Below are 19,844 nucleotides of genomic sequence, written 5' to 3' on the forward strand. Positions count from 1 at the left end.
CCAATAAACTTTAATTTGTGAGAGACACATATTAACAAGCTAATTGAGAATGTTATCTTCGCTTTTCACTCTATAAATTCCTTTTTTAGTGTATGATTGTAGGAATTGTATCGTTTGTATGAATGCCCTAGCTAATTTTTAAAACTTGACAATTAAAATAAAGATATTATATTCTTAAATTCGATAACTTACAAAATGTAAGTAGTGTATATTATTTTTTTGAAAATAATTCGATATACAATTTGGAGGATATACAATGACAAACGACAACTTTTTTGATGTTCTATATGAACGCACATCTACACGTGCATTCAACCCAAATAAAGAAATCTCATCTACAGAATTACATGAGATTTTAAAAGCCGCAGCACAAGCACCTTCCGCTTGGAACTTACAACACTGGAAATTCCTTGTTTTTCAAGGTGAAGATGTACAAAAACGATTACACCCAATAGCTTATAACCAACAACAAATTCTTGATGCTTCTGCAGTAGTCGCTATTTTAGGCGATTTAGAAGCTTATAAAAATGTTGAGCCGGTATATGGTCCAATTGTAGAACAAGGATTTATGAAAGAAGAAGCAAAAGAACGCTTAGCTAAAAATATTGAATCTGCATATGCTCGTGAACAATTCCCAAGAGATGCTGCCTTTTCAAATGCATCTTTAGCAGCAATGCAACTTATGCTTGCAGCTAAAGCAACTGGTTGGGATACTTGTGCTATTGGTGGCTTCAATCCACAAGCACTGACAGACGAATTTAACGTTTCATCTCGTTACGTTCCAATTATGCTTATTACAATTGGTGAATCAACTTTAAAAGGCCACCCTGCACCTCGCATGAGCGTAGAGCAAGTGAGTGAGTGGGCAAAATAATAAAAAACGAAGGTAACTACGTTGCCTTCGTTTTTTATTTCCTGTCATACTTTTGTAATATTACTACAAATCATTCGACATTTATACTTATAGAAAAGTATATTCTATTCCCTCCTCATAAATAAACGTGACGTTTCGTGTCGAATTTTGTTAAGGCGTTGAAATATACCCGTGTATTTTTGTTACAATTGTGATACAATGATAACAAATAGATAACAAGAGAGGGATTTTCATTGAGTTCATACGGAAGCTTTATCGCACTTTTATGTTACATAGTAACTGTACTGCTTCTATATTTTATTGGTGATGCCGCAAACATCTCCATTTTACAATTTCCAAAAGAAGAAGCATTCCAATTAGAATCAGAAAAACATACTGCACGATCCATTGTGCCACTACTCCTAGCTCTTCCTGTATATATCATCGTTTTATATAAAAGTAAAAAAGTGTAAAGGCTACCCATTTCATTTATTTCGGTGGTTTTTACATTTTTTTGTTATATTCCCCCTATTTTAAACATCATTCCATACTAAACACCCAGCTAGTCATTTAAAATGAGAAAATCCCCTAGAAAAAATTCCACTCTCTGTCCAGTCACTAACTACCGAACTTACATAGATTATAAGTGTGAAGGGGGTGATGAGGATTATGTTTGGATCATTTGGATGCTGTGATAACTTTAGAGACTGTCATCATCATGAAAGAGAGTGCAGACATCATGAGAAAGAGAAAGAGAGAGAAGTAGTTAGACCACAACAACCAGCTGTATGTAACGTACTTGCTAGCATTTCAGTTGGAACAGAGCTTTCTCTTTTAAGCATTAGAGGTAATGGCACTTTCAACAATGTAATTTTTGAAGGTTTCGCTAACGGTGTTGCTCTTTTCTCTGCTTTAGCTCGTAATAACAAAGATGACAAAGATAACAATAAAGACGATAAACACAATCAAAATCGAAATACTTTTACTGGTATTTTACGTGTATGCCCAACTGATATCGTTGCAATCGCTATCTAATTCTGTCTCTTATCCTCGATAGTAAGCAAATAAGATTTACTTTTCTCATAGAAAAAACCTGAGACCGATTTCAAATCGGCTCAGGTTTTTTTATTGATTATATGCTTTTAACTAGTTCAACAACTTCTTCAGCAGTTGACATCATTAATGCTTTTTCTGCTAATGTTTCCATTTCTGCTTTTGACAACTTGCTTAGCTGTGTTCTTGCAGGAAGAATAGATGTTGCACTCATACTGAACTCATCTAAACCTAATCCTAATAATAATGGGATAGCAAGTGAATCGCCCGCCATCTCACCACACATACCAGCCCATTTGCCTTCTTTATGAGCAGCATCGATAACCATTTTTACAAGACGTAAAATAGATGGGTTATATGGTTGGTATAAGTAAGATACTTGTTCGTTCATACGGTCTGCAGCCATTGTGTATTGGATTAAATCATTTGTTCCGATAGAGAAGAAGTCAACTTCTTTCGCGAATTGATCTGCTAATACTGCTGAAGCTGGGATTTCAACCATCATACCAACTTCAATAGAATCAGAAACAGTTGTACCCGCTTCTACAAGTTTCGCTTTCTCTTCTAATAAAATCGCTTTCGCTTGACGGAACTCATCAAGAGTTGCAATCATTGGGAACATAATTTTTAAGTTACCGTATACGCTAGCACGAAGTAATGCACGAAGTTGTGTACGGAACACATCTTGCTCATCAAGACATAAGCGAATTGCACGGTATCCTAAGAATGGGTTCATTTCTTTTGGTAAATGTAAGTATGGAAGCTCTTTATCTCCACCGATGTCAAGTGTACGAACAACGACTGGTTGACCTTCTTTTACACCTTCAAGAACTGCTTTATACGCTTCGAACTGCTCTTCTTCTGTTGGAAGATTGTCACGGCCCATGTATAAGAATTCTGTACGGTATAAGCCAACGCCTTCTCCGCCATTATCGATAATACCTTGTACATCATTTGGTGTTCCGATATTTGCAACAAGCTCAACGTGATGTCCGTCACTTGTTACAGTAGCTTGGTCTTTTAATTTAGCCCATTCAGCTTTTTGCTCTTCAAATTTCGCTTTCTTTTCTTCAAACGAACGAAGAGTTTCTTCTGATGGATTTACAATTACTTCTCCATCTAAACCGTCAATGATAACGATATCGCCGTTTTGGATTTTCTCCATAACAACTTTCGTACCAACAACAGCTGGAATTTCCATAGAACGAGCCATAATTGCAGAGTGAGATGTACGTCCACCGATATCAGTAGTGAAACCTTTTGCATACTTACGGTTTAACTGTGCTGTATCAGATGGTGTTAAATCTTCAGCAATGATGATTACCTCTTCAGAAATTGTACCAGGATTTGAGAAGTTAATTCCTAGTAAATGTGCAAGAACGCGTTTTGTTACGTCACGAATGTCCGCAGCACGTTCTTTCATATATTCGTTATCCATGTTTTCAAACATAGAAATAAACATTGATGCAACTTCATCCATTGCAAATTCAGCATTTACTTTTTCGCTATTTACTTTATCTTTTACTGGGTTTACTAGTTCTGGATCATTTAACACTAATAAATGTGCTTCAAAGATCGCAGCTTTGTCAGCACCTAGTTCAGCAAATGCGTGGTCCTTAATAGCTTCTAATTCAGTTTTTGCTTTCTCAAGCGCAGCGTCTAAGCGTGCAATTTCTGCAGCTTCGTTTGTAATTGATTTCTTTTCGATGTTAAATTCAGGATTTTCAAGTCTGAAAGCCTTTGCAATAGCAATCCCACTTGATGCAGCGATCCCTTGAATGTTAAGAGTCATTATTCTCCTAATCCTTCGTTTTTCATAGTTTCTTCGATAGCTGCTAGTGCTTGAGCTGCATCATCACCATTTGCAGTGATTTTAATTTCTGCGTTTTGTTGAATGCCTAAAGACATAACGCCCATGATTGATTTTAAGTTAACGTTCTTTCCGTTATACTCTAAGTTAATGTCAGAACCGAATTTGCTTGCAGTGTTTACAAGTAGAGTTGCTGGACGAGCATGAATTCCTGAGTCGCTAGTTACTTTAAAGATTTTTTCCATGATAATTTATCTCCTTTAAATTACAGTATTTTTTAGTTGTATAGACGTGAGTACTACACCATCTATTGTATATAATAGGCGATGTTCGGTCAACCACATCGCCTATTATAATTATAAACATTTTGCGTCAAATTCCTACTGAATGTCAATAATAGCGGTTTCGCCCTTCTTAACATTTCCATCTTTTTTCAATTCGACTTGTTGCCCTTGTTGTAAGTTTGTAAAGACAATTGGTGTAATGATAGATGGTGCATTTTCTTTTACAAATGCAAGATCTACTTTTAATAATGGTTGGCCTTGTTTCACCTTGTCGCCTTGTGCCACAAGCGCTTCAAAACCTTCACCATTTAATTTTACAGTATCAATACCGAAGTGGATTAAAATTTCTTTTCCGCCTTCAGATTGAATGCCAATCGCATGTTTTGTAGGGAATACATTGACAATCTCACCGTTCACTGGAGAGACTACTGTTCCTTCAGTTGGTTCAATTGCAAATCCGTCTCCCATCATTTTTCCTGAGAATACTTGGTCAGGTACTTCTGTAATTGGTAAGATTTTTCCTTCGATTGGTGATACAATTGTTTCATTTTCATCAACTTTTTGAGGAGTTTCTTCCACTTTTACAGGTTCTTCTTTTTCAACATGAGGTGTACGACCTGACATAATATCATGAATTTGTGATTTTAATGTGTCAGATTTCGGCCCGAAAATAGCTTGAATGTTATTTCCAACTTCAAGTACACCAGCTGCTCCAAGTTCTTTTAAGCGGTCTTTGTTTACATTCTTTTGTTCGTTAACTTGAACACGTAAACGAGTAATACAAGCATCTAAAGAAGCAATGTTTTCTTTACCACCAAGTGCTACTAATACTTCACGAGGAAGTTCGCCTGCTTCTGCTTTTCCTGCGCCGTCATTTGCATTTGCCACTTCACGACCAGGTGTTTTTAGATTCCATTTGCGAATTGCAAAGCGGAATCCGAAGTAGTAAATAACTGCTAGTACAAGACCAACAATAATTACCCACCACCATGCTGTACGGCCTGGTAATACACCGAATAATAGGAAGTCAATTAAACCACCAGAGAATGTCATACCAATTTTAACACCTAAAATTTGCATTGTCATAAATGATAGACCAGCAAATACAGCGTGAATTCCGAATAATACTGGCGCTACGAATAAGAATGAAAATTCAAGTGGCTCTGTAATACCTGTTAAGAAAGATGTTAATGCTGCAGAACCTAAAATACCTGCTGCTAATTTTTTATTTTCTGGACGTGCTTCATGGTACATTGCTAAAGCTGCTGCTGGAAGACCAAACATCATGAACGGATACTTACCAGTTGTAAATGTACCTGCTGTTAATTCTACACCGTCTTTTAACTGTGCCATAAAGATTTTTTGGTCACCACGGATTAATTCGCCAGCTGCATTTGTATACTGACCGAATTCGAACCAGAACGGTGAATAGAAAATGTGATGTAATCCAAATGGAATTAATGAACGTTCAATTAAACCGAATATAAATGCTGCGATTGTTCTATTTGCATCAATCATTTGATGTGAGAACGTGTTTAAGCCACCTTGAATGTATGGCCAAATGAAGCACATGATAATACCTACTATTAAAGAGAATGTTGCAGTTGCGATCGGTACGAAGCGCTTACCTGCAAAGAAACCTAAGTATGATGGTAATTCAATGTTGAAGTATTTATTATAGCAATATGCCGCTACTATACCGACGATAATACCACCAAATACTCCTGTTTGTAGCGTTGGAATACCTAATACGTTTGCATACGCTGGATCTGCAAATCCAATTTTTACTGGGTCTGCTCCAGAACTTGTTACTTTCACTAGCTTATCTACTTCTAAGAACACACTCATCGTTTTGTTCATAATTAAGTAGCCGACGAATGCTGCTAAACCAGCTACTCCGTCTCCACCAGCTAAACCAATTGCTACCCCAACTGCGAATAATAATGCAAGGTTAGCGAAAATAATATCACCAGATTGTTCCATAATTTTTGCAACCATTACGAACCAATCTGCTTTTAAAGCAGGAATAACATTTGTTAACTGTGGATTTTGAAATGCATTACCAAATCCAAGTAAAATACCTGCCGCCGGTAAAATCGCTACTGGAAGCATTAACGCTTTTCCGACTTTTTGAAGAACACCAAAGATCTTCTTAAACATGGAAACCCTTCCTCTCTTATCTATATTGATACCTTCCGACAAACGCCAAAAAGACATGAGGAAAAAAAGATAGAACGATAGCTATACAAAGGGTAGTATATCCCTTTCTCTAGCTTACATTCCTTACTTTTCTCCACTCATGCCTGATCGAATCAGTAACACGTGTCAAAAATAGGTTTACGTATAAGTTCACTATAATTAAGGCAAACGTTTTCGTTACTCACCTTAATGTGTTTGTCGAAATTTGTATAACTTTGCAATAGTTATTATACATAACTATTGTAAGCGATTCAATCATTTTTTTTAACGTTTTCATTTTAGACAAAAATATATGACTTTTTACACATGCTCTGCCTTCACTAAGCGTTGCAAGTGCATCGTTAAATAAATACTTTCAGCTTCATATACAGGTAGTTGCAACTCTTTTTGCATGACCTTAACTAGCTTCCAAGCCAAGTTATAGCAAACTGGATACTCCGCCTTTAATAAATCAGCAAAACTTTGCGATTCTTCTACTTTTTCTCCTTTTTTCACCCTCTCAATAGCATATTGAAGATGACGAATAAGGCGTAAATAATGAATGCTCTCTTGGTCTAATGTAATTTGTAAGTTTGTCTCAATTAAAGATACAAGTTGTGCAATGAGACGGGAGTTTTGATTAACTGAAGATAAATCAGAATTTGTAAGCGAACTGTAAATGTGAAGTGCAATAAAACCAATTTCTCCTTCTGGCAATGTAATTTGCAAACGAGAATTTAAAAGTTGTACAACACCTTCCGCAATTGCATATTCCTCTGGATAGAGCATTTTTGTTTCAACTAAAAAAGGGTTATCAATTGTAAGTCCTTGTTTTAACCTTTTAATCGCAAATGAAATATGATCCGTTAACGCAATATGAATATGTTCATTTAGTGGAGATTTCGCTTTTTCTTGAATGTACAGCATAATATCGTTCATCAATTCAATTAATTTTTCACTAATATGCGGCACTAATAATTTATATTGTTCACGATCACGTTCATTTTTTAAGACAAACATTTTTTCGATTTGTTCTTGCTCCAATACATCTTTCGCTTTTTTCCCAAATCCAATTCCTTTTCCAATCACTACTACTTCCTCGTGTTCAGGATGGCTAGCAATGATGACATTATTATTTAAAACTTTTTTAATTTCTAGATAATTATTCATATAACACCACCCTCGTACTTAAATAGCCTACTTTCATGTTACAGAATATTCTTCTTTGTCGTCAATGTAAAACATCTGCCATTTAATAAAAATTCATTTTTTAGACATGTTTATATATGATGCGTATAATGTAAGAGCAACTGTACATAGAAAGGAGATAACAGCATGATTAAAATGTTTGTAAGTGATATCGATGGTACAATGATGCAACACGGAGGTCTTATTGATGAACAAGATGTTGCGGCACTACGCAGCCTTGCCGAACAAAATGTTATTCTTTGCTTCGCTTCCGGAAGACTTGATAATGAAATTGCAGACTTAATGAAAGCTGTAAATACAAATTTTCATCGCATTAGTGTAAATGGTGTTTTTGTATATACACATGAAAATAAACAACTATTATCTGCAACTTTTGATTCCAGCATACTTCCCGATTTGTTAGCTATGACGAATGAAGATCCTTATTTCCGTTATGTAAGTGATGAGCATAATTATTACATTGAAGAGAAAACACCTTTTATTCAAGAACTTGAACAACAAGTAACTATGACTTCTGTTGAAGAACCAAACTTACTACAGAAGATTGATGATACAATTTTCCCAAATAAAATTTCTGTCGGTGGAACAAAGGAGAACTTACAACTCCTTCAGAAAAAAATTGATGAAAAATTCCACGGGAAAGTTAGTACTTTCATCTCAGCAGAACAATGTTTAGATGTAATGCCACCGAATGTTAGTAAAGGCTCTGCCATTTCTGTTTTATTAAATGAGTTTCAAATAAAACCTGAGGAAATTGCTTGTATAGGGGATTCTTACAATGATATTCCTATGTTTTCTTTAACTCCTCACAGTTTTGCTATGTCACAAGCAGATGATGCAGTAAAAAATCACGCTCACTATGTAGTAAATCACGTCAAAGATGCTGTTAACCACGTAATTGCTCATAATAAAAATACGACTCATTCCTTATAAGGATGAGTCGTATTTTTATTTCTTTACATGTTAACCATTTTCAATTCCACTGTACTTCACAAACTGAAATATACTATTTGTTACGTGCGATATTCGTAATAAATTTATAACGATCTCCACGATAAATACATTTCACGTACTCTAGCGGTACCTCACCTTCTGAATATGACCATTGACGCATTACAAGTACAGGCGCCTTTTTAGGAATATGCAGATGTTCAGCTTCATTTTCCGTCGCAACGGAAGCTTCAATTGACTGAGTAGCGCTAACAAGTTTAAAGCCCAGTTTTTTCTCTAAATGTTCATATAAAGATTGTTGCAATATCTCTTCGTTAATATCTTTTACAAGAGCTGGCGACAAATATGTCGTCTCAAAAGCAATCGGTTCATCATCAGCTAAGCGAATACGCCTCACTTCATAAACCGATTCCCCCTCCTGTATTCTCAACCGGTCTGCTATTTTCGCAGTAGCTGGAACTAGGCGGAAACTAAGTAATTGACTACTTGGGTTCATCCCACGAGAAATCATGTCTTCTGTGAATCCCGTCATTCCTTGCAATTTTTGTTCCACTTTCGGAAGTTGGACAAATGTTCCAATTCCACGCTTCCGATATAAATAGCCTTGTTCCACTAAATTATTAATCGCCTGTCTGATTGTCATTCGACTCACTTCGAACTTATCACAAAGTTCATTCTCAGATGGGATTTTATCTCCCGGCTTCCATTCGCCGTCCTCAATTAGCTGTTTCACCCACTCTTGAATCTGATAATAGATCGGAAATGGTGAATACTTGTCGATGTTCATCAGCAATCGCCTCACTGCATAAAGATAGAGCTTCTTGATCAGCGATTACGGTTACATTCGGATGACGTTGTAAAACTGTAGCCGGACACTCTTCACTATATTCACCTTGCAATAATTCTTTAACAGCTTCTGCCTTTTTAGAACCCATAGCAACTAGTAGAACTTGTTTCGCTTTCATAATGCTTCCAATTCCCATTGTAATCGCATGAGTTGGCACATCTTCTTCTTTTTCGAAGAAGCGAAGGTTTGCTTGGCGTGTAGATTCTGTTAATTCAACAATGTTTGTTGGAGAATTAAACGGTGTTCCTGGCTCATTAAATCCGATGTGACCGTTTTCACCGATTCCAAGAATCTGTAGGTCAACTGGGTTAGCAGCTAGAATGCTCTCGTAACGTTTGCACTCTTCCTCTAAATCACTTGCCATCCCGTTTGGTACATAAGTTTGTTTAAATGGAAGATGATCAAACAACTGTTCTTGCATGAAATAGTGATAGCTGTTTTTATCTTCATGTGGTAAATTTACGTACTCATCTAAGTTTACAGTGGTTACACGGCTTGTATCAAGTTTATTTTTTCGCATTTCTGCATAAATACCTAATGGAGAGCTTCCTGTAGCCATTCCTAATGTTGGATTTTCTTTTGTTTTTACAACTTCTTCAATTAATTTATAACCTGCTTCTGCTAGTTCTTCTGGAGTTTTTACAACAAGAATATTCATTTAATTACTTCCCTTCCTTCATATGAATTCCTAAACGAACCGTATCATATACATGTAAATCTTCATTCATCACAACAAAGTCTGCATCTTTTCCTACCGCTAATGCACCTTTATTATTTAATCCAAACTCTTCTGCTTGGTTAACTGATGTCATCAGTACTGCATCTTCGATTGAACAACCTGTAAATTCAATTACATTTCGGAAAGCTTGATCCATTTTTAAAATACTACCAGCTAACGTTCCATCTTCTAATCGAGCACTACCATCTTTTACATGTACTGGCTGTCCGCCAAGCTCATATAATCCATCTTCAAGACCCTTTGCACGCATTGCGTCAGTGATAACACTTACTTTTTTTGGTCCTTTTAACTTATATGCTAATTTCACCATATCAGGGTGAATATGAATGCCATCTGTAATTACTTCAACCATTACATCTGGATTTAATAACACATGACCAACAACTCCTGGTTCACGGTGATGTAATCCACGCATTTGATTGTATAAATGTGTCGCATGTGTAATCTTTCTATTTTTTAGTTGCGCATCAATTGCATCTGTATGCCCCATTGTGCCAACTACACCAGTTTCAGCAAGATATTGTTCAAACTCTAACGCTCCCTCTTCTTCTGGTGCATATGTTACTAATTTAATTAAATTCCCACTTGCTTCTTGCCATTGTTTAAATTGCTCAATATTTGCAGGAACGATATGTTCAAGTGGTTGTGCACCTGCACGTTTCTTTGAAACATAAGGTCCTTCTAAGTGAATATATTCGAAATGCGCTCCTTTTTCTTTTGCTTCTTTTGCAGCAGTTAACGCTGCTTCAATTGCCTCTGGAGCTTGTGTCATTGTTGTTGGGAAGTAAGTTGTAACCCCTTCTTTTAACATTTCTTTACCTAGAGTTACTAACCCATCGCTATTTGCATCCATCGCATCAATATCGTATCCACCATGAATATGAACATCGATCATACCTGGAATTACAATCTTCCCTGTAGCATCAAAAACAGTTTCATTTTCTTGTGGTACATATTGAGCCATCAAACCAATTTCTTTAATGGTTTCTGCGTAACGAATAAATCCGTTTTCCACTATTTCTTGACCTGTGTAAATTTTGGCATTGATGACAATTTGCGTTTTCATTTTCATCGATCCTTTCCCATGAATTACCTACTTGTTATTATTACCTTATTCGCCTAGTTCCATCTTAATATACGCACGAGTAGTTGTCTATACATTCTAATGAAATTTCCTTTTTATTCAACAGAAAAGGAAATTTCTTACGTCTCTTATAATTATAATATATATTATTCATTTTTCCAAAAAGGGACAGTATCGCCCCCTAATCTAGAAATCACTTCAATAATGGCATTAACCCGCTAGATTCTAACATAATATGTTCACCATCTGTTTCCATTTCTACTGTACGTTTATTCGTTCTATATACCATTATACCGTGCCTTTTTAAGCGTTTCACTACACTTTGGTGAGGATGTCCATACGGATTACTACTCCCGTACGACAAAATAGCAAACTGCGGTTCCACTTTTTTTATAAACGTTTCACTTGTTGAAGTATATGAGCCGTGATGCCCCACTTTTAACACATCTGCATGGACATCAAATTGTTTTAATATTTCATGTTCTGTCCGTACATCCGCGTCACCCATTAATAAAAAATCCGCTTTTCCATATCGCACCTTTAAAACAATTGAGGATTCATTATTTTCATCTTTTGATTTCCCGTTGTTTAATACTTGTATAGAAACATGTGGATCCAGCGGTATATATTGTCCTTCCTTTACTGAAACGAAAGGTATCCCTCTTTTTTTAATATTATTCCGATACGTATGATAAGTAAGAGAACTATATGTTTTTCCGCTATCTAATATAAGCGATACCGGCATTTGCTCTACAATTGGAATTAACCCCCCTATGTGATCCATATCGGGATGCGTACTGACAATTACATCTAAATGATTAATCCCTTTCTCAATTAATTTCTGAATAATAACCTCTCCTGCTTCATAAGGTCCTCCATCAATTAACATGGTTTGTCCATTTGGCATTATAATAAGTGTTGCGTCACCTTGCCCCACTTTTAAAAAGCTCACTTTCATTTTACTAAGATGTTGCCGATGCATATGTAAAGGAGACGTAGTATGAATGGACATCATATACCTTTTAGCTGATGCGCTATTTAAAGAAAAACATAATAAAACAGAAACTAATAATAAAATAATCCGCATACCTCTCATAACTCGTCTCCTTTTTTCATTTAGTATGGCACTGTAAATAATTGATATACAAAAAAAGCTTAGCAAAATGCTAAGCTTTTATTTCGATATCTCTTGTAAGGAACCGAAGAATAAATCTGCTTCATTCATTTGTTCATTCTCTTCAGAAAGCAGTGGTAAATCATCTAATGTTTTCAATCCAAATGTGTCCAAAAATTCTTTTGTTGTTCCGTATAAAATAGGACGCCCTGGTCCTTCTGCTCTTCCCATTTCTTTTATAAGTAAATGTGAAACCAACGTTTGTAACGCCTTATCAGTTTTAACTCCTCTAATCTCTTCCATTTCAGTCCTTGTGATTGGTTGGCGATATGCAACAATCGCTAAAGTTTCGAGGGCAGCTTGTGAGAGTGAAGCAGCTGTTGGTGTATCTATTAATTTTTGATAATATGAAGCATGTTCTTTCTTTGTAGCAAAACGATATACTTTTGCATACTGTACAATTTGCAAACCACGGTTTGCACCTTCACATTCTTGTTGCATTTCTTCTAAAATATTTATTACTTCATTCATTTCAATTTCAAGAACTTTCGCTATTTGTTCTGGATAAATCCCTTCATCACCAGAAACAAATAAAAGGCCTTCAATAATTGACTTTTGTTCTTTCCTATCCATTTCACGAGCTCCTTCCTTCTATTTTCTCATAAAAATACACATCAAAAAAACCGAATCACAATTAATGCGTTCGGTTCAATATTTTTTCTCTTGTTCCAAACGATACATAAAAACATAGCATGAGATAAAATGTTTCTATCCCATTTTCACATACTTGCTCTATGCAGATTTATTAGAGCTTGATACGAAAATTTCATCAAAATTATGTTCTTGCTCAATTATGATTTGTTGATTTTTCATAAGTTCCAGAACTGCTAAAAATGTTACAACCATTATTTCACGTTCATCATCAACAAACAAATCATAAAAACTTTGGCGACCACCCTTTATTTTTAACTGCTTTAAAATATCAGTCATTCGCTGTTCAATTGGTATTTCTTGACGAGTAATACGTGTTGTTACAGGTTTTTTTGCCTTTTTACGGCGCATTAATTTTTGAAATGCTGCTAGCATATCATATAACGTAACATCAAGAGGTAAACTTGTCTCCTCTTCTTGTTGCAACGATGTAAAGTCAATTGGTGGACGTGTATATAGCTGTGCTCTTTCTTGTTCTCTTTCTTTTAACTCAGTAGCAACTTGCTTATATTTCTTATATTCAATTAACCTCTCCATCAATTCTTGACGAGGATCATCTATAAAATCATCACCGTTATCAAGTACATCTTCTTCATGTTTCGGCAACAACATCTTACTTTTAATTTGTAATAACGTTGCAGCCATTACTAAATACTCACTTGCAACATCTAATTGAAGTTCTTTCATCGTATGCACATAAGATAAATATTGCTCTGTAATATCTGCTACAGGAATATTATATATATCAATTTCATAACGATGTATTAAATGTAACAATAGATCTAACGGCCCTTCAAAAGCCTCTACTTTAAAATTATATTGCACAAAGCATCCCACCACATTTTTTCTATAACAACATAAGTATAGAGCATACTCATGTTCTATCCAACCTTTTTAAGAAATTTAATTAAAAATAGACCGATGCCTATGTCATCATGCCCACCACTTCATATGATAACAGTGTAGTAAGAACAATGTAGGAGGTCAAAAAACTATGGGTCACGTTGATTGTGGTTTTAGCGGTGGGTTCGCATTACTTGTTGTACTGTTTATTTTGCTAATTATTGTAGGAGCAGCTTGCTTCTGCTAATATGAACAATAACGGCTAGGGGGAAACCTCCTAGTCGTTTATTGTTCATATTTCTATGATACACTTATATGTATAACCGTTAGATAGGAGCGAGAAAACATGTATCCTACCGAATACATACAATTTTTAATTCATTTCCATGGAGATTATGACTATTTTGAATGCCACGAAATACTAGAAGAGTATTGGAAAACAAAACCAAGAGGTAATCGTGATCATTACTTAGTTGGTCTCATTCAAATTGCAGTTTCTTTATACCACCAAAGACGTGCTAATTGGAATGGTTCCACAAAAATGATGAAAAGCGCAATCACAATTTTAGAAAAAAGCGGTGTGCCTTTACAACGTTTAGGAATTAATCAAGTACAACTTCTTTCCTTGCTCAATGACAGATTGCAATCTATCCATAAAAAAGAACGTTTTGTACCTTTATTTTTACCCTTATCAGATCCATCGTTAGAGAAGCAGTGCATAGAGTTATGTCAAAAACAAAACCTCTCTTGGAAAGACTTGAATGCTATCCCAGGTGAATATATTATAAACAAGCACACTTTGCGTGATCGCACAGAGGTCATTACTGAACGAAACGAACAATTACAAAAAAGAAAGCAGAGATAATAAACTACTTATCTCTGCTTTCACGAATGTATATTTTGTTCTAGCCCTTTACATTTTTCGCAAAAACTTGCCGTTTGCTCATTTCCGCAAATTGTAAACTCAAGAAATTTACTCTTTAACTCTTGAACCATCTTCGTCCCAATCCCCACATGACGGTGAGACGGGTTCACACTCAAATGCTGAATTTCTAATACTTGATTCTCTTTTTTTACAATCCCCATTATTCCAACAAAATCTTCATTTTCTTTCCACAAATACAATTGCCAATCATCTTTTGCTTCATATTCTTTCATTGTCAATTGTAATGTTTTCACATCTTTTTCAGTTGGCATAAACGAAAGAAGCCCCATTGCAATTTTTTCATAACTTTTTTTAAAACGAATTAACATAACCCTTATCCCTTCTTACAAAAGTTACAAACTAATAATCCCCTCAATCACTCTTTTCATATCACATTCATTTTACAATATTTTCAACAGAGTGAGAAGAGTCTAAAACAACTTGATAATCATACAAAGCGAAAAGAAGAAAGTCAAATCTATGTTTCAGCACTATTCCTTTAATAAATAGAGTTAAAAAAAGAAAATTTTATATGGAATGGAAAGAAACATATCATTCAACAGCACTTCATTCATAGTTACCCTAAAGCAACACAATTCTAGCAAAATTAATATAACAAAAAATATTTATTAAAACATATAATGTAATGTATTCTATGTAATTGGTTAAAGGTTTGTTCTCACAAGCAATATATTTTAGCAACAATACTACTTGTATGATGAGCTGTAGAAGAAGTACTCAATCTCATTAAAAATAAAAAAGAGAGCAAAAGCTCTCTTTTTCCTTACCTTATTCTTCCCAAACTTTAACTTCTTTCATTACATCGCCTTGACGCATTTTTAATACTGTTTCAATACCGCTTGTTGCTTTACCAAATACAGTATGAACACCATCTAAATGCGGCTGTGGCTCATGAACGATAAAGAATTGGCTACCGCCTGTGTTACGGCCAGCGTGAGCCATAGAAAGTGATCCTACAAGGTGTCTATGAGGGTTTCCATCAGTTTCACATGGAATAGAGTAACCTGGGCCACCTGCACCTGTACCTGTTGGGTCTCCACCTTGGCTTACGAAGCCAGGAATAACACGGTGGAATGTCACACCGTCATAAAATCCTTGCTCTGCTAATTTTTTAAAGTTTTCTACTGTTTTCGGTGCTTCTTCTGGGAAAAATTCCAAGTCGATTTTTTCACCGTTTTCCATTAATATGTATCCTAAAGTTTTCATACGTATATGTCTCCTTTCAATTATCTCAGCACTATATTACCACATTCATGACTAGAAACAAAAAGAATCCGACAATCTAGATACTTCTTTTTTGAAATGTGGAAAAAGCTAGGTGACAAATAAGAAATATATACTATAATAACTTTGTTGCCCGAAAATTTTAGAAAGAGAAAGGGAGCGATTTTTCGTGAAAACGAAATTATTAGCTCTGCTATTAGCTGTAACGGTATTTATGATGCCAACAGCTTCATTTGCAGACATCATCGAGGGAGAATCAATTGTTACATTAGGAGAGAACTTATCCGAACAACAAAAACAAGATCTGTTAAAAGAAATGAAAGCACCAAAAGATGCTACAATTATCACTGTATCTAATGCGGAAGAACATAAATTTCTAGAAGGCATTGTTCCAAAAGCACAAATTGGTACGAGAGCAATTTCTTCTTCTATGATTACATACACAAAACCAGGATCTGGTCTTATTGTACGATCAAAGAACATTAACTGGGTAACAGATGCAATGTACACTAACGCTTTGATTACAGCAGGTGTAAAAGATGCAGAAATTCAAATTACTGCACCTTTTAAAGTTTCAGGAACTGCAGCTTTAACTGGATTAATGAAAGCATACGAAACTGCATCCAATAAACAAATTCCTGAAGAAGTTAAAAAAGTAGCGAATGAAGAAATGGTACAAACAGCCCAGCTTGGTGATAAAATTGGTGAAGAAAAAGCAGTTCAACTTGTTGCAAAAATTAAAGAAGAAATTGCAAAAGAACAGCCAAAAACAACAGAAGATTTACGTTCATTAATTAAAAAAATTGCTGATCAACTCGGCATTACATTAACAGATGAACAGTTAGATAACTTAGTATCGTTATTTGATAAAATGAAGAATCTTAATATCGATTGGAATCAAGTTGGTAGTCAATTAAACAAAGCAAAAGAACATGTTTCTGCCTTTTTAGGATCTGAAGAAGGGCAAAGTTTTCTAGATAAAGTGAAAGATTTCTTCTCAAGTATCATTGATTTTGTTAAATCTTTATTCAAGTAAAAAAGAAGCCCGCCAATGACGGGCTTCTTTTTTATACAAGTAACGGTAATTTCATAACAGCCTCTTCAACCGAACGCACTATATGATTTGCTTTCTCCTTTACATACGGATGGGCATGATGAAGAGTAAATGAATGCGGGGTTACTTCAAACATAGAAATATCATTGAAAGAATCTCCAATACAAGCAACTTCATTTGCTTCAATTTGCAAATGATCCATTAGTCGCTTTAGAGCACTCCCCTTACTCACGCCTCTTGGCATAATATCAACATAGCGTTTACCTGATATAAAAACTTCCGCTTCGCCTTGAAACGTATCTCGTAGCTCTTGATCTAACGTCACAATTTTCTCTTCTTCTCCAAAAACAAACAATTTTGCAGGGTGTACAGTCTTACCAAACTCTTCTTCTAACGCTTCAATTTCAGCGATATGCACGCCCATATACGCTTCAAAATTATGGTGATGTTCATTCTTCCTTTTTGTATATCGCTGCTCATTTGCACAAACAATATCCGCTAGTCCTTTTTTATGTATATATCGATATATTTCCTGGGCAACCACATTTTCAAAACTCGATTCATGAAATAAATTTCCATCCGGAAGTAACATTGTCGCTCCATTTAAGCCAGTTGTGTAATATGGGAATGCAAACCTTTTTACAACTTCATCAATTCTGTGTGTAAAGCGGCCAGAGGCAAAACAAATATTTGTCCCTTTCTCAGCTAACCAACACAGCGCACGTTCATCTTCTTTTTGCATATGATTCACATCGTAAACGAGCGTGTCATCTAAATCACTTACAAATAATTTAATCATGTCCTCTTCCCCTTCCATACACAATATCTACTCTAAGTGTACACAAAAAATGTTTGATTTTTGTTAAAAAATAATAAATTTTTGCTAAAAAAAATAAACGGGTGTATAATCCCGTTTATTTTTGTCTTTTTACATTTTGAGGTCTTACAATACTTGGTCGTACTTTTAAACTAGACATCGTTGGACGGAGTAAAATTTTTGTTAACGCGCCCCAATCAAATGGTAAAAACGGCCATAAATAAGGTGTTTGTAAACTTTTTATAGACGTTAAAAATAAAATTAATATCGTCATACCAATTACAAATCCCATCTCATGGAAGAGACCTGTTAAAATAATAACAAACAATTTCCCAACCTTATTCCCTAATCCTAATTCATAACTCGGTGTTGCATATGCACCAACCATCGAAACTGCTACATACAAAATTACTTCTGGCACAAACAAACCTACATCAATTGCAATTTGACCAATTAATATAGCGGAAATCAACCCTGCTGCAGACGATAACGGCGTTGGAGTATGAATGGCTGCCATCCTTAAAAACTCAAGTCCGACCTCTGCCATTAACACCTGTAATAAAATTGGTAAATGCGTCATCTTAGTCGGTCCAATAAAAGCAAGATTTGCTGGCAAAAGAGTTGGATCAAATACAAACACTAACCAAAATGGTAATAAAAATAACGAGAATATAACACCTAAAAAGCGCACCCAGCGTAAAAATGTACCGACAGCTGGATTTTGTCTAAACTCTTCCGCGTGCTGTAAATGATGAAAATATGTTGTCGGTGTAATCATAGCACTTGGCGATGTGTCAACGAGTACTAACACATGTCCTTCTAGTAGATGATTTGCTGCTACATCTGGCCTTTCTGTATATCGAATAAGTGGGAATGGGTTATAGCTTTGCTTTACAACAAATTCTTCTACTGTTTTATCCGCCATCGTAATTCCATCTACATCGATGTTATTTAATTCTTGTTTTATAATCTTTACTAAATCTGGATTTGCAACATCTTGAACGTATGTAATACAAATATCCGTTTGCGATCTATCTCCTACTCGAACCATTTCATTTCGAAGACGTGGATCTCGAATTCTCCTACGAATTAACGCTGTATTTACAACGATATTTTCAACAAATCCATCCCTCGCACCTCGTACTACCTTTTCGGTATCTGGTTCTGTCGGTGTTCGCCCTGGATAACTACGAACATCGATCGCGAACGCTTCCGTTTCACCTTCCACAAATATCACGATGAGTCCTGATAATACTTGGAGCATTACCTCATCCATCGTTTTCACTTTACTTACTTGTTGATGGATTAAGCGATTCTCTAAAAGCTTCACTGTATCTTCTTCTACATCCCTTATCTCATTTGTATCCACCGCTTCTTCTAAAATAGGGATAATATAATTTGTATCACAAAGTCCGTTTACAAATAGCACACCAATTTCTTTATTCAAAATTTGAAATTTACGAATGCCGACATCGTATGTAACGCCTAGTCCAACTGTCTGTTTTAAATAATTTTCATTGTCACTTATGAAAGTTGATATAGGGATATCCACTTTTTTAGGCTTCGTCATAAAACCCACTCCTTTCTAAAATTAATTGAATTGCTTTCTTTGTAATAGGTGACCCTCTCTCCCATTCATCATTTCCGCACATTTTACCAATATCACCAACTCCAACAATGACAGGAACATTTAAATCGTCTAAACAATATATTGTATCTCCACTAATCCTGCCAATTTCACCATCTGGAAGTCCAAATTTATCAACACCATATTCGGTTAAATTCCCGTTCCGATCTACACTTACATCTACACGTGCCCATTCCCAATGATGCGTATTAGACGCTACTGCTAAAATACCGAGCACATCAATTTGTTTATGGGTAGCCACATATTTTAATGCCTTTTCACCAGACCCTTCTCCAATAAATCCACTGTCATCAAACATGACAAATACAGGGTCATATGGCGTTTGCATAATAAGCTCAACAACTTTTTTCCCTGTCAATTTGGTTGGATTACTTTGTGATGCTGAAATACACCTTCCCCCAAATTCCTTCGTTAAAAGCTCAATTGTCCGCTTTGCATATTCATCTCCATCTGTGACCAAAACAACCCTTCGTCTCATT

Annotated in this window: 22 protein-coding genes; 7 read left to right on the top strand and 15 right to left on the bottom strand. The window is 35.5% G+C overall.

The genetic code is table 11. The annotated features are described in order from the left end of the window. The first annotated feature begins 256 nt into the window (after window positions 1-256). From EBQ15_RS00765 to EBQ15_RS00775, 3 genes are all read left to right on the top strand, one after another. Entirely contained in the window at window positions 257-874 is a 618-nt protein-coding gene (locus EBQ15_RS00765; RefSeq protein WP_000180372.1) for a nitroreductase family protein, read from the top strand. Between the two features lie 233 nt (window positions 875-1,107). Continuing rightward, on the top strand, window positions 1,108-1,326 hold the full coding sequence (locus EBQ15_RS00770) for a hypothetical protein (RefSeq protein WP_000100485.1): 219 nt from the start codon (window positions 1,108-1,110) through the stop codon (window positions 1,324-1,326). A 196-nt stretch (window positions 1,327-1,522) separates the two neighbouring features. After that, complete coding sequence (locus tag EBQ15_RS00775; protein ID WP_000468016.1) at window positions 1,523-1,888, top strand: DUF3915 domain-containing protein; 366 nt, start codon at window positions 1,523-1,525, stop codon at window positions 1,886-1,888. Window positions 1,889-1,985: 97 nt separating this feature from the next. Here the strand turns inward: EBQ15_RS00775 and ptsP are convergent, their stop codons facing one another. From ptsP to glcT, 4 genes are all read right to left on the bottom strand, one after another. Next, window positions 1,986-3,698, bottom strand: coding sequence for a phosphoenolpyruvate--protein phosphotransferase (gene ptsP, locus EBQ15_RS00780; RefSeq protein ID WP_000174207.1), 1,713 nt, complete (start codon window positions 3,696-3,698; stop codon window positions 1,986-1,988). Beyond that, a complete protein-coding gene (gene ptsH, locus EBQ15_RS00785) occupies window positions 3,698-3,961 on the bottom strand; it encodes a phosphocarrier protein HPr (protein ID WP_000411080.1) in 264 nt (87 codons plus the stop codon). The genes ptsP and ptsH overlap by 1 nt, the downstream gene beginning before the upstream one ends. Before the next feature lie 135 nt (window positions 3,962-4,096). Further along, window positions 4,097-6,160, bottom strand: coding sequence for a PTS glucose transporter subunit IIABC (gene ptsG, locus EBQ15_RS00790; protein ID WP_000473174.1), 2,064 nt, complete (start codon window positions 6,158-6,160; stop codon window positions 4,097-4,099). 339 nt (window positions 6,161-6,499) lie between these two features. Further along, window positions 6,500-7,348, bottom strand: a complete 849-nt coding sequence (glcT, locus tag EBQ15_RS00795) for a glucose PTS transporter transcription antiterminator GlcT (protein WP_001067317.1) — start codon at window positions 7,346-7,348, stop codon at window positions 6,500-6,502. A gap of 165 nt (window positions 7,349-7,513) precedes the next feature. On the opposite strand from glcT, the gene EBQ15_RS00800 reads away from it, so the two are divergent. Then, window positions 7,514-8,320 carry a Cof-type HAD-IIB family hydrolase gene (locus tag EBQ15_RS00800; RefSeq protein WP_000594241.1) on the top strand — a complete coding sequence of 269 codons (807 nt, stop codon included), beginning with the start codon at window positions 7,514-7,516 and terminating at the stop codon, window positions 8,318-8,320. A gap of 73 nt (window positions 8,321-8,393) precedes the next feature. Here EBQ15_RS00800 and phnF read toward each other — a convergent pair whose 3' ends face one another. The 6 genes from phnF to scpA all read right to left on the bottom strand — a co-directional run bounded on the left by phnF (window position 8,394) and on the right by scpA (window position 13,658). Further along, on the bottom strand, window positions 8,394-9,125 hold the full coding sequence (phnF, locus tag EBQ15_RS00805) for a phosphonate metabolism transcriptional regulator PhnF (protein WP_021727649.1): 732 nt from the start codon (window positions 9,123-9,125) through the stop codon (window positions 8,394-8,396). Next, a complete protein-coding gene (nagB, locus tag EBQ15_RS00810) occupies window positions 9,055-9,843 on the bottom strand; it encodes a glucosamine-6-phosphate deaminase (protein WP_001024210.1) in 789 nt (262 codons plus the stop codon). The genes phnF and nagB overlap by 71 nt, the downstream gene beginning before the upstream one ends. A gap of 4 nt (window positions 9,844-9,847) precedes the next feature. Continuing rightward, the gene (gene nagA / locus EBQ15_RS00815; RefSeq protein WP_001987227.1) at window positions 9,848-10,990 is read right to left on the bottom strand and encodes an N-acetylglucosamine-6-phosphate deacetylase; all 1,143 of its coding nucleotides are present in this window, start codon (window positions 10,988-10,990) and stop codon (window positions 9,848-9,850) included. A gap of 211 nt (window positions 10,991-11,201) precedes the next feature. Continuing rightward, complete coding sequence (locus tag EBQ15_RS00820; RefSeq protein ID WP_001214829.1) at window positions 11,202-12,104, bottom strand: ComEC/Rec2 family competence protein; 903 nt, start codon at window positions 12,102-12,104, stop codon at window positions 11,202-11,204. Window positions 12,105-12,182: 78 nt separating this feature from the next. Then, on the bottom strand, window positions 12,183-12,755 hold the full coding sequence (gene scpB, locus EBQ15_RS00825; protein WP_000375170.1) for a segregation/condensation protein ScpB: 573 nt from the start codon (window positions 12,753-12,755) through the stop codon (window positions 12,183-12,185). 159 nt (window positions 12,756-12,914) lie between these two features. After that, entirely contained in the window at window positions 12,915-13,658 is a 744-nt protein-coding gene (gene scpA / locus EBQ15_RS00835) for a segregation/condensation protein A (protein ID WP_001199753.1), read from the bottom strand. Between the two features lie 169 nt (window positions 13,659-13,827). Here scpA and EBQ15_RS00840 point away from each other — a divergent pair, with 169 nt between their 5' ends. After that, window positions 13,828-13,923, top strand: coding sequence for a YjcZ family sporulation protein (locus EBQ15_RS00840; RefSeq protein ID WP_000510194.1), 96 nt, complete (start codon window positions 13,828-13,830; stop codon window positions 13,921-13,923). A 99-nt stretch (window positions 13,924-14,022) separates the two neighbouring features. Next, entirely contained in the window at window positions 14,023-14,541 is a 519-nt protein-coding gene (locus EBQ15_RS00845; RefSeq protein ID WP_000283589.1) for a DUF309 domain-containing protein, read from the top strand. Between the two features lie 20 nt (window positions 14,542-14,561). On the opposite strand, the gene ribT is transcribed toward EBQ15_RS00845, so the two are convergent. Together ribT and EBQ15_RS00855 are read right to left on the bottom strand one after the other, a co-directional pair. Further along, entirely contained in the window at window positions 14,562-14,930 is a 369-nt protein-coding gene (gene ribT / locus EBQ15_RS00850; protein ID WP_000908401.1) for a GNAT family N-acetyltransferase RibT, read from the bottom strand. 460 nt (window positions 14,931-15,390) lie between these two features. Next, window positions 15,391-15,828, bottom strand: coding sequence for a peptidylprolyl isomerase (locus tag EBQ15_RS00855; protein ID WP_000853782.1), 438 nt, complete (start codon window positions 15,826-15,828; stop codon window positions 15,391-15,393). 187 nt (window positions 15,829-16,015) lie between these two features. On the opposite strand from EBQ15_RS00855, the gene EBQ15_RS00860 reads away from it, so the two are divergent. Then, window positions 16,016-16,882: a DUF1002 domain-containing protein gene (locus EBQ15_RS00860; RefSeq protein ID WP_000850515.1), complete on the top strand. Its 867-nt coding sequence runs from the start codon at window positions 16,016-16,018 to the stop codon at window positions 16,880-16,882. Window positions 16,883-16,913: 31 nt separating this feature from the next. Here the strand turns inward: EBQ15_RS00860 and EBQ15_RS00865 are convergent, their stop codons facing one another. From EBQ15_RS00865 to spoVAEA, 3 genes are all read right to left on the bottom strand, one after another. Next, window positions 16,914-17,717 carry a Cof-type HAD-IIB family hydrolase gene (locus tag EBQ15_RS00865; RefSeq protein ID WP_002000777.1) on the bottom strand — a complete coding sequence of 268 codons (804 nt, stop codon included), beginning with the start codon at window positions 17,715-17,717 and terminating at the stop codon, window positions 16,914-16,916. Window positions 17,718-17,814: 97 nt separating this feature from the next. After that, on the bottom strand, window positions 17,815-19,287 hold the full coding sequence (gene spoVAF / locus EBQ15_RS00870; RefSeq protein ID WP_000165596.1) for a spore germination protein SpoVAF: 1,473 nt from the start codon (window positions 19,285-19,287) through the stop codon (window positions 17,815-17,817). Continuing rightward, window positions 19,274-19,843: a stage V sporulation protein SpoVABEA gene (gene spoVAEA / locus EBQ15_RS00875; RefSeq protein WP_001254415.1), complete on the bottom strand. Its 570-nt coding sequence runs from the start codon at window positions 19,841-19,843 to the stop codon at window positions 19,274-19,276. Before spoVAEA ends, spoVAF begins: the two co-directional genes overlap by 14 nt. Window position 19,844 lies beyond the last annotated feature (1 nt).

The organism is Bacillus sp. 2D03, assembly GCF_003946765.1.
Lineage (GTDB): Bacteria > Bacillota > Bacilli > Bacillales > Bacillaceae_G > Bacillus_A > Bacillus_A cereus.

Coding starts and splice junctions, on each gene's coding strand:
- nagA (WP_001987227.1), bottom strand. CDS start 10,990: ATGAAAACGCAAATTGTCATCAATGCCAAAATTTACACAGGTCAAGAA.
- phnF (WP_021727649.1), bottom strand. CDS start 9,125: ATGAACATCGACAAGTATTCACCATTTCCGATCTATTATCAGATTCAA.
- ptsG (WP_000473174.1), bottom strand. CDS start 6,160: ATGTTTAAGAAGATCTTTGGTGTTCTTCAAAAAGTCGGAAAAGCGTTA.
- EBQ15_RS00765 (WP_000180372.1), top strand. CDS start 257: ATGACAAACGACAACTTTTTTGATGTTCTATATGAACGCACATCTACA.
- nagB (WP_001024210.1), bottom strand. CDS start 9,843: ATGAATATTCTTGTTGTAAAAACTCCAGAAGAACTAGCAGAAGCAGGT.
- EBQ15_RS00855 (WP_000853782.1), bottom strand. CDS start 15,828: ATGAAAACTTTAGGATACATATTAATGGAAAACGGTGAAAAAATCGAC.
- glcT (WP_001067317.1), bottom strand. CDS start 7,348: ATGAATAATTATCTAGAAATTAAAAAAGTTTTAAATAATAATGTCATC.
- EBQ15_RS00840 (WP_000510194.1), top strand. CDS start 13,828: ATGGGTCACGTTGATTGTGGTTTTAGCGGTGGGTTCGCATTACTTGTT.
- EBQ15_RS00865 (WP_002000777.1), bottom strand. CDS start 17,717: ATGGAAGGGGAAGAGGACATGATTAAATTATTTGTAAGTGATTTAGAT.
- EBQ15_RS00820 (WP_001214829.1), bottom strand. CDS start 12,104: ATGAGAGGTATGCGGATTATTTTATTATTAGTTTCTGTTTTATTATGT.
- spoVAEA (WP_001254415.1), bottom strand. CDS start 19,843: ATGAGACGAAGGGTTGTTTTGGTCACAGATGGAGATGAATATGCAAAG.
- EBQ15_RS00845 (WP_000283589.1), top strand. CDS start 14,023: ATGTATCCTACCGAATACATACAATTTTTAATTCATTTCCATGGAGAT.
- ribT (WP_000908401.1), bottom strand. CDS start 14,930: ATGTTAATTCGTTTTAAAAAAAGTTATGAAAAAATTGCAATGGGGCTT.
- ptsH (WP_000411080.1), bottom strand. CDS start 3,961: ATGGAAAAAATCTTTAAAGTAACTAGCGACTCAGGAATTCATGCTCGT.
- ptsP (WP_000174207.1), bottom strand. CDS start 3,698: ATGACTCTTAACATTCAAGGGATCGCTGCATCAAGTGGGATTGCTATT.
- EBQ15_RS00800 (WP_000594241.1), top strand. CDS start 7,514: ATGATTAAAATGTTTGTAAGTGATATCGATGGTACAATGATGCAACAC.
- EBQ15_RS00775 (WP_000468016.1), top strand. CDS start 1,523: ATGTTTGGATCATTTGGATGCTGTGATAACTTTAGAGACTGTCATCAT.
- scpB (WP_000375170.1), bottom strand. CDS start 12,755: ATGGATAGGAAAGAACAAAAGTCAATTATTGAAGGCCTTTTATTTGTT.
- spoVAF (WP_000165596.1), bottom strand. CDS start 19,287: ATGACGAAGCCTAAAAAAGTGGATATCCCTATATCAACTTTCATAAGT.